This is a genomic window from Rahnella sp. 2050, from assembly GCF_040544515.1.
GTDB classification, from domain to species: Bacteria; Pseudomonadota; Gammaproteobacteria; order Enterobacterales; family Enterobacteriaceae; genus Rahnella; species Rahnella aceris.
This window is the reverse complement of record NZ_JBEPKE010000002.1, coordinates 276,319-290,270: the sequence shown is the minus strand read 5'-3', so window position 1 is coordinate 290,270 and position 13,952 is coordinate 276,319. Positions and strand designations below refer to the sequence as shown.

Sequence of the window (13,952 nt, the reverse complement as noted above, 5' to 3'; positions counted from 1 at the left end):
AACTAATCGCACTAATAATTAAAATTAAGATTATTTAATAAGTCAGGTATATTTTTCATCAAAAGGCATACAAATATATAATAAGTACTCTGCCTTAACAAAATAAATTAATATATGTTTTATTAATGCAAAATTAAGAAACAATAAAAAAGGCGACATCAAAGTCGCCTTTTCAGAAACAGGAATGAATTAATGTTCGCGTGTTTTACGGAATTTCACTTCAGGATAACGTTCTGAAGCCAGATTCAGGTTCACCATAGTGGGTGCGATATATGCTAAGTTATCGCCGCCATCCAGTGCGAGGTTGGTTTCGTTCTTGCGTTTAAATTCTTCGAATTTCTTCACGTCGCTACACTCCACCCAGCGGGCGGTCGAGACATTCACCGATTCGTAAATCGCTTCCACGTTGTATTCGCTTTTCAGACGCGCCACGACCACTTCAAACTGCAGCACGCCGACCGCTCCGACAATCAAATCGTTGTTGGCGATTGGGCGGAAGACCTGTACCGCGCCTTCTTCTGAAAGCTGTACCAGCCCTTTCAGCAACTGTTTCTGTTTCAGCGGGTCACGCAGGCGGATACGACGGAACAGTTCAGGGGCAAAGTTAGGAATGCCAGTGAACTTCATGTTCTCACCCTGAGTAAAGGTGTCGCCAATCTGAATTGTGCCGTGGTTGTGCAGACCGATGATGTCGCCCGGATAGGCTTCTTCAACGTGTGAACGGTCACCGGCCATAAAGGTCAGGGCATCGGAAATCACGACGTCTTTACCCGTACGCACCTGACGCAGCTTCATGCCTTTTTCATATTTGCCGGATACCACACGCATGAACGCCACGCGGTCACGGTGTTTCGGGTCCATGTTGGCCTGAATTTTAAACACAAAACCTGTGAATTTCTCATCATCAGCTTTCACTTCGCGCAGGTCAGTTTTACGTGGCATCGGCGCAGGAGCCCAGTCCACCAGACCATCAAGCATATGGTCGACACCAAAGTTACCGAGCGCGGTACCGAAGAATACCGGCGTCAGCTCACCTTGCAGGAAAGCTTCGTGATCGAATTCATGTGATGCACCCTGCACCAGTTCCAGCTCATCACGAAGTTGCGCAGCCAGATCTTCGCCGACGGCAACATCCAGCTCTGGATTGTTCAGGCCTTTGACCACGCGAACTTCCTGGATGGTGTGACCTTTACCGGTCTGATACAGATACACTTCGTCTTTATAAAGGTGGTAAACCCCTTTGAACAATTTACCGCAGCCGATCGGCCAGGTAATCGGAGAACAAGCGATCTTCAGCTCGCGCTCCACTTCGTCCATTACTTCCATCGGATCGCGGATATCGCGGTCGAGTTTGTTCATAAAAGTCAGGATCGGCGTATCGCGCAGACGGGTCACTTCCATCAGCTTACGGGTACGATCCTCGACACCTTTTGCGGCGTCGATAACCATCAGACAGCAGTCAACGGCAGTCAGGGTACGGTAGGTATCTTCGGAGAAGTCTTCGTGCCCCGGGGTGTCGAGCAGATTAACCAGACACTGTTTGTACGGGAACTGCATCACGGACGTGGTGATGGAAATACCACGTTGTTTTTCCATTTCCATCCAGTCGGATTTGGCGTGATGGCTGGAGCCACGGCCTTTTACAGTCCCGGCTGTTTGAATGGCCTGTCCGAATAACAGAACCTTTTCGGTAATGGTCGTTTTACCGGCATCGGGGTGAGAGATGATGGCAAATGTGCGGCGCTTAGCCACTTCAAGGGCGTATTCACTTGGAGACATGTTTTTCACGTTTCTGCGGTTGGTCCGCCCTGCATAGGATTCACATCACGTCAGAAGGTGACGTCAGGCAAAGCGGTAATAAAAGTTATAGCCGGCTATTTTCACTGATTTAGACGGGATGGGCAATCAATGGTTTTTTTGTGTGGTGTGACTAAGAGAGCGCTTTAGAAACGGAAGTCGGTTGAAAGTGCGGCCCAGTGTTCTTGCAGAACTATTTTATGTTCTTCAAGCATCGGTAACTCCGTAAGCAAATCTGGCCAGCATTTACGCGCAATTTCAATGGCTTCATCAAGATGCACTTCAACGGCAGACCATGGTACACCAATTCTTTCAGCCCAGCGCTTGAAGGTCTGCATATTAATCACACTCCATCGTTTTTCTTTTGCCATATTCAAAGCCACACCATCTTCCCTCTTAACGTAGGGTTTGGTAGAAACAATGTCATAGGCAGGTGAAAGGACAGCGTCCACTCGATTGGGGTAGATCACCGTCCAGTTTTTTAGATGGGCATCCCCATTCGCCACTAAAATGTTCGCCAACATCCGGCGCGCCATCTGCTGAATATCGATGATTCCTCCTGCACCGACTCTATAAAGAGCACGACCAATATCGTCGTAGCTATAGCCCTTATATTTATTCCGCGCATAAACCTGAAAAATCTGTGCAAAATCCTCAGTATGCACGCGCCCTTCGTCCGTGCGGTCAAAGCGACGAATCGCGTAAGCATAAGGCTCATCAGGTAAAGGGATATCAGGTAAATTGACCAAATTTCGGAGCTCGACAAGCTTAATCTCAGGGATATTGACACCGATTACCTGCGCTAATTTCATCGCACTAAATTCATTCTCAGGCACTGCACGATGTGCCGTTGACGGAGTTTTGATAATCCAACTGTCTCCCCCGACAGCCGTACTCACGTTGAAACGGCCATCTTGTCGTAATGCAGAGAACTTCATCTGAACACCTGCCAGAGAAAATTTGTCGGTGCTATGCAAAACATCAATTTGAACGGCTTCCAGTTTGTCGCCACGAGATGTCAGCGCCCAGCCAGGTATTTCGCCCCCCTTAAGTGGCACGGCGGTTATCCCACCGGGCAGGTTATTACCGGCATAGGCCAGTAATGGGAACTCATCGTCATGATGGACTTTCAACGTCAACGCCATCCATTCTCGCAATGCGCCTTCTGACAACAAATTTGAAAGAACCGGGGGAAGCTTGTGAAAACTGATAAGCGGCTTATTGAGATATTCTGCCCGCACTTTTTGCGTCAATGTAAAAACGGGACGCTGACTGATGGGTAGTTCAAGATACTCCGGGGCAAAAGATAGGATATTTCGGCTGCCCGCATAATGTGCTAAAACCCCTACACACTGCTCATCAAGATACAGTGCTAAAGCCTCGACTGACTCCACCAGCTTCTCCATGTTTACTCCTTTAAATCACTTAAGATGTCATCCCAATCATTGTTAAGACTCTCTGGCTCCGGCTCAGATGGGCGGTTACCGTTACTAATTGTCGAATCAAGCAGCTCTTTAATCTCTTGTACACGCTGACGCGGCACCAACATGAGTTCCAGCTCCATGCCTTCCAGGATCCTCAGTAACGTTGAAAGACGGGGATCCGCACCCGCTTCAATTTTCTGATACTGCTGCTGAGTCATACCCGTTCTCATACGCATATCTTGTTGGCTCAGCCCTAACTGCCGGCGCCTTTGTTTTAATAAGGTCGGCAATTCATTGAGAGTTCTCATTAGCTATCTCCTGACAGACTACTTACAACAAAATAGCTGTTTTTCGGGTTATTTAACAACACATTAATTGTAATAATTAAAATTTACACTTAATTTGCTGTAAATAATTTTAATTACAACTCTTTAACTGTAAATATAATGAATTACACCTTTTTAATTGTAATTTTGGCGGAATACAACTAATTGGATGTAAATAGTATAAATTACAGTAAATGAGATGTTGTTACGGTATCACCCCAGCGGCAGCGCCATCATGATGGCATCTTCGCGGCCTTGTGCGGCGGGATAGTAATTACGGCGAATGGAAAGTTCATTAAAACCGAGGCTTTCATAGAGCGCGATCGCTTTGGCGTTGGAGGCACGAACTTCAAGCCATAATGTAAAAACATCTTTCTGTTCAAGTTGTTGTATCACTTCTTCCAGCAACGTACGGCCTAAGCCCTGACGCTGAAAAGCCGGATCGATAGCGATATTAAACAGTGTGGCTTCGTCGAGAACAATTTGAGTGATCGCAAAACCAGCCATCACTTCGCCCTGCATGATTTTGAGATTCAGATAGCGTTCGCCCTGATTGCTGGCAAGCGTATTTTCAGTCCACGGAAAGGCATGACTGGCTTGTTCGATGGCGAATGCGCGGGGAAGATCAGCGGGCGTCAGGATAGAAATGTTGTTCATTTTCACAGATCTGCTGCCAGAGCGCGCGTTTGGCGCCGGCGTCTTGATAGAGTTCGGCCAGGGCCGGAGTGGAGAGCTGCGGGCCAGTGAGAGTCAGCGGTTCGCTTACCCCCAGTCGCCAGATATTGCAGCGGGTATCTTCAGGTAACATAGTGACCTGTTCAGGCGTCAGGCGGTAAACTTCTGATTCTTTTAGCGTCAGGCTGCGCAAAACATCGCTGACCAGCGGATCATCTTCTGCTGGCGGAACGGCGGCGACGATCAGCAATTTAGTTCCCGCGGGCAGACTGACTGCCACTTCGCCTTGTAATACAGCAGGCCGGCGCAGCGTCCACTGGGTAATGCCCAGCTGTTGTAATAATGTATCTCGTCTGGATGCCATGCCTGATCCCTGCCGGTTGAAGTGCGAAAAGCCCGGCTATGCTAGCAAACACATCGAACATGCGCCAATAAAGCTCGATTACTCAATCAGAGACGAAGAGTATATAATCCCGCGTTCATTCCTGAGGAGCCTCACCCTGATGTCTGCATTAACTCCGGCCAGTGAAGTCATACTGCGCCATAGCGAAGAATTTGAAGGCCGCCGCGTCCTGTTCGCCGGTGACTTACAAGACAGCCTGCCAGCTGAAATTGACGCCGAAGAAGTTCGCGTCCACACCAATATGTATCACCACTGGCAGATGCTCAGCAAAGCGCTGGGAGATAACGTTCAGTTTGGCTTAGTTGCTGATGCTGAATTCATCGCGCCGTGTGATGTGCTCGTCTATTACTGGCCAAAGAGCAAACTGGAAGCGAAATTCCAGCTGTTCAACTTACTGTCACACTTACCGGTCGGCATTGATGTGTTTGTCATCGGTGAAAACCGCAGTGGCGTTCGCAGCGGGGAAACCACGCTGGAAGGCCTGTGCGAACTGAGTAAAGTCGACAGTGCACGTCGTTGCGGTTTGTACCATGGCCGTCTGGAAAAGCAGCCTGAGTTTGATGCTGACGGCTGGTGGGATCAGTACATGGTCGAAGAAGTGACCATAAAAACCCTGCCAGGCGTATTCAGCCGTGAAGGTCTGGACAGCGGAAGCCTGTTGCTGATCAACAGTTTCGAAGAGCCGGTTAAAGGTAAAGTGCTGGATGTTGCCTGTGGTGCCGGGGTACTGGCCTCGGTACTGGCCATGTACTCGCCGAAGATGAAAATCACGCTAAGTGATGTGAGTGCGGCCGCTATCGAAGCCAGCCGCGCCACACTGGCGGCAAACGATCTGCCGGGCGAAGTCATTGCCAGCAATGTCTATTCCGACATTGCCGGGCGTTTCGATATGATCATCTCCAACCCGCCATTCCATGAAGGTCTGCAAACCAGTCTGACAGCGGCGGAGCAGTTGATCCGTGGTGCGGTAAGCCATCTGAACATCGGCGGCGAACTGCGCATTGTGGCGAACGCCTTCCTGCCTTATGCCGCCCTGCTTGATGACGCCTTTGGCAGCCACGAAGTGCTGGCACAAAACGGCCGCTTCAAAGTGTACCGGGCCGTACGTGGACGTCCGCCGCGCGATCTGAAAAAGAAAAAACGTTAATCAGTCAGACGTTGAGGAAACGCATCAGTTCCGCGTTGTAGCGATCACCCGCTGCCACGCGGAAAGGAAACACTGCTTCGATCGCCGCGATTTCGGCTTCACTCAGGGAGACATCAAGCGCGGCGATGTTTTCCTCAAGATAATGACGATGTTTGGTGCCAGGGATCGGCACTATGTTATCGCTTTGCGATAATACCCACGCCAGCGCCAGCTGCGAGGGTTTCACCCCTTTCTCCTGCGCCAGTTCACTGATTTTCTCCGCCAGTTGCAGATTTTTCGCGAAGTTGTCCCCCTGAAAACGCGGGCTGTCGCGGCGGTAATCATCCAAATCCAGATCGTCCACTGAACGGATTTGTCCGGTCAGAAAACCCCGACCCAGCGGGCTGTAAGGCACAAAACCAATCCCCAGACGCTCACACGCCGGTAAAATATCGGCTTCCACATCACGTGACCAGAGCGAATATTCGGTTTGCAGCGCGGTGACCGGATGCACTTTATGCGCCCGTTCCAGAATGCTCACAGGCACTTCGCTCAGCCCGATATAACGGATCTTGCCTTCCCGCACCAGATCGGAGAGCGCGCCGATGGTTTCTTCGACCGGCACCGTCGGATCCGGACGGTGCTGATAATAGAGGTCGATAACGTCGGTCCCCAGACGCTTCAGGCTGCCTTCTACCGATTTGCGGACATAGTCCGGATGGCCGTTTGTACCCCGCACCTGCGGATGGGACGGATCACGCACAATACCGAATTTGGTGGCTAAAAAAACCTGATTGCGACGCCCTTTCAGGAAACGCCCCAGCAGTTCTTCATTGGTATGCGGGCCATACATGTCGGCGGTATCCAGCATCGTGACGCCCAGTTCCAGCGCACGCTCCAGCGTTGCCATCGATTCTTTATCATCCAGACCGGTGGTATAGAAGTCGCTCATGCCCATGCAACCTAGCCCCAGCGCTGACACCATCGGACCCTTTTTACCCAGCTGACGTTGTTTCATCGGATTTTCCTTATGACACAGAGAGGAGAAGTAACGGGATAAAGTTTGGTTGTTCTTTCAGGAAAGATAAATCAGCGAAAACGTGCAACACTGTTCATAAATCGCAAACAATCATTGAGAACAGTATGGATCAAATTCAGGCGATGAAAATCTTCATCCGCATTGCCGAACTGGAAAGTTTCAGCCGGGCTGCGGAAGACCTTAATGTGCCACGCGCCACGGTCAGTACGACCCTGAAACGTCTGGAACAGCGACTGGGTGTCCGCTTGTTTCTGCGCACGACACGGCAGGTCAAAATCACCGATGAAGGCAAAATCTATTATCAACGCTGCCTGCAATTGATCTCAGCGCTGGAAGAATCTGACGCCCTTTTTGCGCATCACAAAAACCAGCCAGCTGGCATTGTCCGCATCGACATGCCGCATTCTCTGGCGCGCGTGATGGTGATCCCCGCGCTGCCGACGTTTTACCAGCGCTATCCGCAGATAACCCTGAGTGTCAGTGCCAATGACAACGCCATCAATCTGCTCGATCAGGGGGTGGATTGCGTGGTGCGTGCATGGCCTTCGGAAGATGACAATCTGCAGTCGCGCCATCTGACAGACCTGAAACAAATCACCTGCGCATCGCCGGAATATTTAGCCAAATTTGGTACGCCGCAGACACCGGAAGATCTCACCGCACATCACGCCGTGGGCTATTTTTTTGCCCATCAGCGGGCAGATTCACATCTGGAATTCGTGACAGACGGAAAGATCGAAAAGCGACAACTTGCCAGCACGCTGACCGTCAGCGGCGCCGACGCGTACGTCGCCGCCGCAAAAGCGGGTTTTGGGCTGATTCAGGCCTCGGAACTGGCGATGACGCAGGAACTGGCACAGGGCGAACTGGTGGAAGTACTGCATCAGCATCTTCCGCCGCCAATGCCGCTGTACATTATGTATCCGCCCGGCCGCTTCCTGGCCCCGAGGATCCGCGTGCTGCTGGACTGGCTGATCGCGCTGTTTTCCAGCCCTGCTGACCCGGTGTGTAAGAACCTCATTATGGGAAAAATCGTTGATTAAACCATCGATTAACCTGACGACGTTCTGAGACATTGAACCATTCACCACGAATATGCTGTTTTTTACATCAAACGTCCGAAATGGGGGAAATAACTATTGACGCCTGTGGGAAAATCTCTAGAATTCGCCCCCGTGGTTGTGTTACTTGCTGATGACATTCCGATGAATGCGTCAACACAGTAATCAATTGGAACGCGATGGTGGCGGAATTGGTAGACGCGCTAGCTTCAGGTGTTAGTGTCCTTTGGATGTGAGGGTTCGAGTCCCTCCCTTCGCACCAATACAATCACAAGATTTATATTGCACGGCACGGTACGCGATGGTGGCGGAATTGGTAGACGCGCTAGCTTCAGGTGTTAGTGTCCTTTGGATGTGAGGGTTCGAGTCCCTCCCTTCGCACCACTCCGGTGATATAAATCGAATCCAGCAGTAAGCAGAAATCATCTGTGCGAAGGTGGCGGAATTGGTAGACGCGCTAGCTTCAGGTGTTAGTGTCCTTACGGACGTGAGGGTTCAAGTCCCTCTCTTCGCACCACGTGATTCTGTTCCTCAGTTTTTCCTTCCTGCAATACTTCTTTCAGTTTCAAAAAATAGAAAAGACCCGCAGCTTTACTGTGTTTCCTGTTTTTCATCTTAAAAAATCCTTTTATTACAACAAACTAAAATTCAACGTTACCGCAGCCAGACTTCCTGCCAGCGCCATAAATGATGGCAGCAACATATAGTGTCGCAACGTACGGTGGAACAGCATGCCCAGCGTGATCAGCATTGCAACGACTATCAGCACACGTAACTGATCGAGCGACATATGCGTCAGGGCAAGCAGCGGCATCAGTGCACAAGGCAACAATACGCCCCAACCGCTGGTAAGACGTTTGCCAAACATCCACACAACCGCCCAGATGCCACATGCAATGGCCATTGCTGGTATCATAACCTTGCTCCAAATAATGGTAATGAGAACTAATATCATATAGGATTTTTTCTCATTTACCACCTATTTACAGTCCCCCCCTTCGTTTGGGTGACACCTGACCGCAAAAGTGTTAGTTTTGTGGCAGTTAAACCACATTAGTACAGCCTCAATTAAGACAGTCACTATAAAAACAACATTTTATTGCGTTCTAATAATTACATATTAGAACTATTAGCCTTCCTGCATGGAATAATTACGCGGTATAGGGCGATAAGACACTTTATCTATTCAGAACAACACACGCTAAATAGAGTAAATTTGATGATATCTCATTCCTATGATGAGCTGCTTAAAAGCAAACATCGGCTGGCGATGTTGCTATTCTTTTTTTTAAATAGTGCAACTGCATTATTTTCTATGGCTTACCCGCCAGAGAATGCAGTTTCTACGCCATTTCCGTTGGTGCTGATTTTTGTGCTTTGTTTTTCAGGGCTGATATTTTCTTTTTTCAGTAAGAAAAATTACTCTGCCCATCTTAATATGTGTTCAGTCGCCGTCGGGCTGTTATGGGCCTGGCAAATAACCTTACGCTTTGAAGAAATCGGCCATCTGGATAAAAATTATCTTTTAGTCAGCTTGCTCAGTATATTCTTTATCAGTGCCATCGCTTTATCAGATAATTTTCTGGCTTTTTGCCTGCATGCAGTACCTTCTACTCTTTGCGTCATCTTCTTAGACGATTTCCAACATGTCGAGCGCATCTTATTTACCGTCTCATTGCCGCTGATTGGCCTTTGGCTGCATCATCTGATGCTCAAACGCAGCGATGAATTTACGCGCAGAATGGTGTCCAATCTCTACAGCGAACGGGAAAAATTCAGCGACCTGAGTATGCTCGATCCGCTGACCGGTCTTTACAACCGCCGGGGTTTGCAGAATAAGCTGGAAACACTGTTTAATCAGGATTCAGGGCACTACGTTATGCTGCTCGATATCGACCATTTCAAAGCCTATAACGACAACTATGGCCACACGATGGGCGATCAGGCATTGGTGCGTGTCTCTGCCGCTATCCGCGATGCAGTGCGCTCGCGGGATGTGGTTGTCCGTTATGGTGGAGAAGAGTTCCTGGTACTGATGTCCAACGTTAAACAGGAACACGCGGTTCGCATGGCAGAGCGTATCCAGAATAAAGTCCTCGGGCTGAATATCCCGCATTTGTTTAATGTTGAGGTCTCCACCCACGTCACGGTAAGTGCCGGGCTGGCTGCGCTGGAGGACGGTGACTTTATTAAGGCTTTAGGTAAAGCCGATGCCTCACTCTATAACGCAAAAAACAGCGGCCGTAATAAAATATTTTATGCCTGGGAAGAGACCCAGGAGATACAGCAAGCCGTGGAAGAAAAAATAGCCTGACGATGATTTATATATAGTATTAATAACAACACACTTATTGTTATTAATTTTTGCGAACAATGTTCAGCGTTTTACCGGTTCGTCATAAAGAAAGCCGTCATTCATTTTCACTGCATAATCATTCAACTTTCAGCCAGATTAATGGTTCTGGCTGAAAGTAAAGAAACTTGTTTACTATAATGAATGTTACTAATCCCTGTTACTTTTCAACTTTTTAAATCTACTTAAATATGCCTGCACGCGTCCGCTTCACCACGAAATAAGCACAGATAAAAATAATCCTAAAAGACGTCTTGAGTCCATTTCCCACCCGCTATCGACCTCTTCTGCAACCACAATCCCTTTGTCTCTAAAAAGTCTCTAAAAATGTCCTAGTTTGTTGATTTAATGTAATTATTAATTCTCTTACTGGATTTGTGAACTGACTCATGTTCATCTTCCGGCGAGTGCCAGCGCTGATTTCTCTGTGGCACTGACCGGAAGGCTCCACTACCGGACACTTCTTACACTACCGCCACCCGCTGCTCATGTTTCTGAAGGATCAGTTAACAGCAGCGCTTTTGTTTATCTCATCACTCTACATAATAAAAGGTCCAGTGTATGAACAGTTCGATAGTGTTAGGGATTATCTGGCATCTGATAGGAGCAGCCAGCGCAGCTTGCTTCTATGCGCCATTCAAACAAGTTAAACATTGGTCATGGGAAACCATGTGGTCGCTTGGCGGCTTCTTTTCCTGGATCATTTTGCCGTGGGCGGTCAGCTACGTGCTGTTGCCTGATTTCTGGGCCTATTACGGTTCATTCAGTTTTGCGACCCTGCTGCCCATTTTCCTGTTTGGCGCCATGTGGGGCATCGGTAACATCAACTACGGCCTGACCATGCGCTACCTCGGTATGTCGATGGGGATAGGCATCGCCATCGGCATTACCCTGATTATCGGGACGCTGATGACGCCTGTTTTGCAGGGCAAAATTGGCATGCTGTTTGGCACAACAGGTGGCCAGCTTACCCTGCTCGGCGTATTTGTTGCGGTCATCGGTGTGGCAATTGTCAGCTATGCGGGTTTCCTGAAAGAAAAAGCATTGGGCATTAAAGCTGAAGAGTTCAATCTGCGAAAAGGGCTGATTCTGGCTGTAATGTGCGGGATTTTCTCCGCAGGGATGTCTTTCGCCATGAGCGCTGCGGTGCCAATGCACGAAGCAGCACGCGAACTCGGGATTGATCCGTTGTACGTTGCCCTGCCAAGTTATGTGGTGATTATGGGCGGCGGTGCGGTCGTTAACCTCGGTTTCTGCTTTATCCGTCTGGCAACACGTAAAACCATCTCTTTGCGCGCCGATATGTCGGTGGCGAAATCCCTGCTGCTCACCAATGCGGTCTTTTCCATTATTGGCGGCGTGATGTGGTATCTGCAGTTCTTCTTCTACGCCTGGGGCCATGCCAGCATCCCTGCAGAATATGATTACATGAGCTGGATGCTGCATATGAGTTTCTACGTATTGTGCGGAGGCATCGTCGGTCTGGTGCTGAAAGAATGGCTCGGGGTAGGCAAAAAACCAGTACGCGTTCTTTGTATCGGTGCGCTGGTGATTATTCTGGCGGCGAATATTGTCGGTCTGGGTATGGCACTGTAAGCGTTACGTTTCTCAACGACAGCAGAACTTATTCTGCTGTCGTTGAGGATAAAAGGATTTTGCCGGTCTGCTGTGTAAAACGCTGCCGGTAGTCCCGCGGCGAAACACCACTTGCACGACTGAACACCACAGAAAAATAGTTACTGTCATCAAAGCCGCATTCAGCGGCCACGTCACTGATCGTCATGTTGCCGTAGCGCAGCAAACTCATCGCCCGGCAAAGCCTCAACTGACGTAAATAATGGGTCACGCTCATGCCGGTGTACTGCTTGAACAGCGAACGTAAAGCACGCGGATTGAGCTGATGTTGCAGACAAAACGTTTCAAGATGGAAGGGAGCGGAGATATTTGCCCGCAGAGCCATCAGCAATAGATCCAGCTGATGCGCATCCGGTAACGCGCCACTGTCCGGCCGCTGACGAAAACGCAGTAACAACAGTGCCAGTTGCATCAACAGGGCTTCACTCAGCTGGATCGAAAGCGGCTCCGATTTCATACACTCTTTAGCAAGCTCATCCACTTTATCGCGCAAAACCGCCATGCCAAGCGTACTTAAACGCCAGTAACGTTGTTCCTGGCTGACATTTTCACCCGGTAATAATTGCGACCAGTCGGCTGCCAGCCCGAAACGCTCACGGCAAAACAGCACATTATCCAGTGCCAGTTCATTGACTGACTCATAGCTATGCCGGTCCCGCGAATTAATATAAAACAAGTCACCACAGGTGATGGGATAAGGGATGTCGTTCCAGACATGCAGACCATTACCGCGCCAGACAATGACCAGTTCATCAAAATCATGGTCATGACTCGGAAAGTCGGCCTGCGGGTGACGTTCAGCCACCACGACCGAATTCATTTTGGTCAGGAAGAAGTCATTTTTATTCAATTTCAATGACATAGATGCAATCTCAAACCCGTTTGACGACAAAATAAACGAGGCAGTTCTCAGGTAAGAATACCGGAAACCGCGAGAGGGTGCCGTTTAACGCAACTGATCACGCATGAGTTTTGGCGACACCGAAAACTCCCGACGAAACTGTGTCGAGAAGTGGTTACTGTCACTGAAGCCGCAGGCATAGGCGATGTCGGTAATACTTTGATCGCTATGATGTAAACGACGGCGCGCCTCCAGCAACCTCAGTCGGTTGAGATACCGCTGTGGCGTCATGCCGGTGTAATGCTTCATCTGACGATGTAATGTTCTCAGCGCCAGCGAAAAACGTTCTGCAGCCTCGGTCCAGTTGACGTCCTCACTGTAATGCGACTGGAGCCATTGCAAAAGTTGATTGACCCTGTTTTCCGAGGTATCTCGCAATTGTGACTGGAAACAGTCCTGATAAAGCAGGATCAGCAGTTGTAAAAACAGACTTTCACGGGTCGCGATGTGTTCCATTTCAACACTGTCAGGCAACGCTGCAAGCTGGGTGATGCAGTTCAGTACCTGCTGAAGCACGCACGGACTGAGCTGCCAGTGGACCTGTGACTGATAGTGATGTTCCTGAGGAAGGAAGTGGCCGACGTCCTGAATGAACCGGAACGCCTTCGGCGAGCGGAACAGCACATTGGTCAGCCGCAGGTTATCCACATTTTCAAACAGATGATGATCGCTGGCGCGCACAAAACAGACCGTACCGGCCGTCAGTGTATAAGGGTTGTCATTGAAGATATGCACACCCGATCCGCTTTCCACCAGCATAATTTCGTGGAAATCATGGTAGTGCTCCGGGAATACATCTTGCGGAAGCCGCCGCTCAACCGTCACAGTCAGCTCAGGTGCCGCAAAATAATCATCACCTCTCAGTAACGTCATGTATCACCTCCGGTTCAAAATCCTTGTGCTTCGGGAACCAACCCTACCCTGCGCCCTGCGTTTTTGCCTTCAAACCACGGCAGCAAAAGCGCCATAAACGGTCATATTTCAAAGATTCAGCCTGTCGTGATGCAGATCTGCGGTAAAGATCACAATCGCGTATTCCGGTTTACTCCGGCGCGGCAAAACCCTGTTTCAGCCAGCTTTGAACCGTTATGTGATCTGCCTCGCATCTACCTTTTTAATGCTGCCATCCCGCCAAAACCGGTGGCAATCACCGGAAGGTGTCCCTCAGGCGCCTCCCCTACACTGGCCACATATTCAATAAGGAATGGCCGC

13 protein-coding genes and 3 tRNA genes are annotated in these 13,952 nt (G+C 49.4%); 7 read left to right on the top strand and 9 right to left on the bottom strand.

Going from position 1 to position 13,952, the window contains the following annotated elements:
* Positions 1 to 189: 189 nt before the first annotated feature.
* The 5 genes from prfC to ABIC79_RS08575 form a co-directional block, all read right to left on the bottom strand.
* Positions 190 to 1,779, bottom strand: a complete 1,590-nt coding sequence (prfC, locus tag ABIC79_RS08595) for a peptide chain release factor 3 (RefSeq protein ID WP_013577108.1) — start codon at positions 1,777 to 1,779, stop codon at positions 190 to 192.
* Between the two features lie 164 nt (positions 1,780 to 1,943).
* Positions 1,944 to 3,203, bottom strand: a complete 1,260-nt coding sequence (locus ABIC79_RS08590) for a type II toxin-antitoxin system HipA family toxin (protein WP_013577109.1) — start codon at positions 3,201 to 3,203, stop codon at positions 1,944 to 1,946.
* Positions 3,204 to 3,205: 2 nt separating this feature from the next.
* Complete coding sequence (locus ABIC79_RS08585; protein ID WP_013577110.1) at positions 3,206 to 3,529, bottom strand: helix-turn-helix domain-containing protein; 324 nt, start codon at positions 3,527 to 3,529, stop codon at positions 3,206 to 3,208.
* 231 nt (positions 3,530 to 3,760) lie between these two features.
* The gene (gene rimI / locus ABIC79_RS08580) at positions 3,761 to 4,204 is read right to left on the bottom strand and encodes a ribosomal protein S18-alanine N-acetyltransferase (protein ID WP_013577111.1); all 444 of its coding nucleotides are present in this window, start codon (positions 4,202 to 4,204) and stop codon (positions 3,761 to 3,763) included.
* Entirely contained in the window at positions 4,173 to 4,586 is a 414-nt protein-coding gene (locus tag ABIC79_RS08575; RefSeq protein WP_013577112.1) for a DNA polymerase III subunit psi, read from the bottom strand. Before ABIC79_RS08575 ends, rimI begins: the two co-directional genes overlap by 32 nt.
* A gap of 139 nt (positions 4,587 to 4,725) precedes the next feature.
* Between ABIC79_RS08575 and rsmC the strand changes: the two genes are divergently transcribed.
* Positions 4,726 to 5,772, top strand: coding sequence for a 16S rRNA (guanine(1207)-N(2))-methyltransferase RsmC (rsmC, locus tag ABIC79_RS08570; protein ID WP_013577113.1), 1,047 nt, complete (start codon positions 4,726 to 4,728; stop codon positions 5,770 to 5,772).
* A 4-nt stretch (positions 5,773 to 5,776) separates the two neighbouring features.
* Here the strand turns inward: rsmC and ABIC79_RS08565 are convergent, their stop codons facing one another.
* Positions 5,777 to 6,769: an aldo/keto reductase gene (locus tag ABIC79_RS08565; RefSeq protein WP_013577114.1), complete on the bottom strand. Its 993-nt coding sequence runs from the start codon at positions 6,767 to 6,769 to the stop codon at positions 5,777 to 5,779.
* 125 nt (positions 6,770 to 6,894) lie between these two features.
* Between ABIC79_RS08565 and ABIC79_RS08560 the strand changes: the two genes are divergently transcribed.
* The 4 genes from ABIC79_RS08560 (at position 6,895) to ABIC79_RS08545 (ending at position 8,368) form a co-directional block, all read left to right on the top strand.
* A complete protein-coding gene (locus tag ABIC79_RS08560) occupies positions 6,895 to 7,833 on the top strand; it encodes a LysR family transcriptional regulator (protein ID WP_013577115.1) in 939 nt (312 codons plus the stop codon).
* A gap of 194 nt (positions 7,834 to 8,027) precedes the next feature.
* Positions 8,028 to 8,113, top strand: a tRNA-Leu gene (locus ABIC79_RS08555).
* A gap of 36 nt (positions 8,114 to 8,149) precedes the next feature.
* Positions 8,150 to 8,235 (top strand) — tRNA-Leu (locus ABIC79_RS08550).
* Between the two features lie 46 nt (positions 8,236 to 8,281).
* Positions 8,282 to 8,368 (top strand) — tRNA-Leu (locus ABIC79_RS08545).
* Positions 8,369 to 8,482: 114 nt separating this feature from the next.
* Here ABIC79_RS08545 and ABIC79_RS08540 read toward each other — a convergent pair.
* The gene (locus tag ABIC79_RS08540) at positions 8,483 to 8,767 is read right to left on the bottom strand and encodes a DUF1435 domain-containing protein (protein ID WP_013577116.1); all 285 of its coding nucleotides are present in this window, start codon (positions 8,765 to 8,767) and stop codon (positions 8,483 to 8,485) included.
* A 303-nt stretch (positions 8,768 to 9,070) separates the two neighbouring features.
* Between ABIC79_RS08540 and ABIC79_RS08535 the strand changes: the two genes are divergently transcribed.
* Together ABIC79_RS08535 and rhaT are read left to right on the top strand one after the other, a co-directional pair.
* Positions 9,071 to 10,165, top strand: coding sequence for a GGDEF domain-containing protein (locus tag ABIC79_RS08535; protein WP_013577117.1), 1,095 nt, complete (start codon positions 9,071 to 9,073; stop codon positions 10,163 to 10,165).
* A 600-nt stretch (positions 10,166 to 10,765) separates the two neighbouring features.
* The gene (gene rhaT, locus ABIC79_RS08530; protein WP_013577118.1) at positions 10,766 to 11,800 is read left to right on the top strand and encodes an L-rhamnose/proton symporter RhaT; all 1,035 of its coding nucleotides are present in this window, start codon (positions 10,766 to 10,768) and stop codon (positions 11,798 to 11,800) included.
* A 28-nt stretch (positions 11,801 to 11,828) separates the two neighbouring features.
* Here the strand turns inward: rhaT and rhaR are convergent, their stop codons facing one another.
* Positions 11,829 to 12,701 (bottom strand): HTH-type transcriptional activator RhaR, encoded by an 873-nt coding sequence (rhaR, locus tag ABIC79_RS08525; protein WP_013577119.1) that lies wholly within the window; start codon positions 12,699 to 12,701, stop codon positions 11,829 to 11,831.
* A gap of 84 nt (positions 12,702 to 12,785) precedes the next feature.
* Positions 12,786 to 13,613 carry an HTH-type transcriptional activator RhaS gene (rhaS, locus tag ABIC79_RS08520; RefSeq protein WP_013577120.1) on the bottom strand — a complete coding sequence of 276 codons (828 nt, stop codon included), beginning with the start codon at positions 13,611 to 13,613 and terminating at the stop codon, positions 12,786 to 12,788.
* Positions 13,614 to 13,952 lie beyond the last annotated feature (339 nt).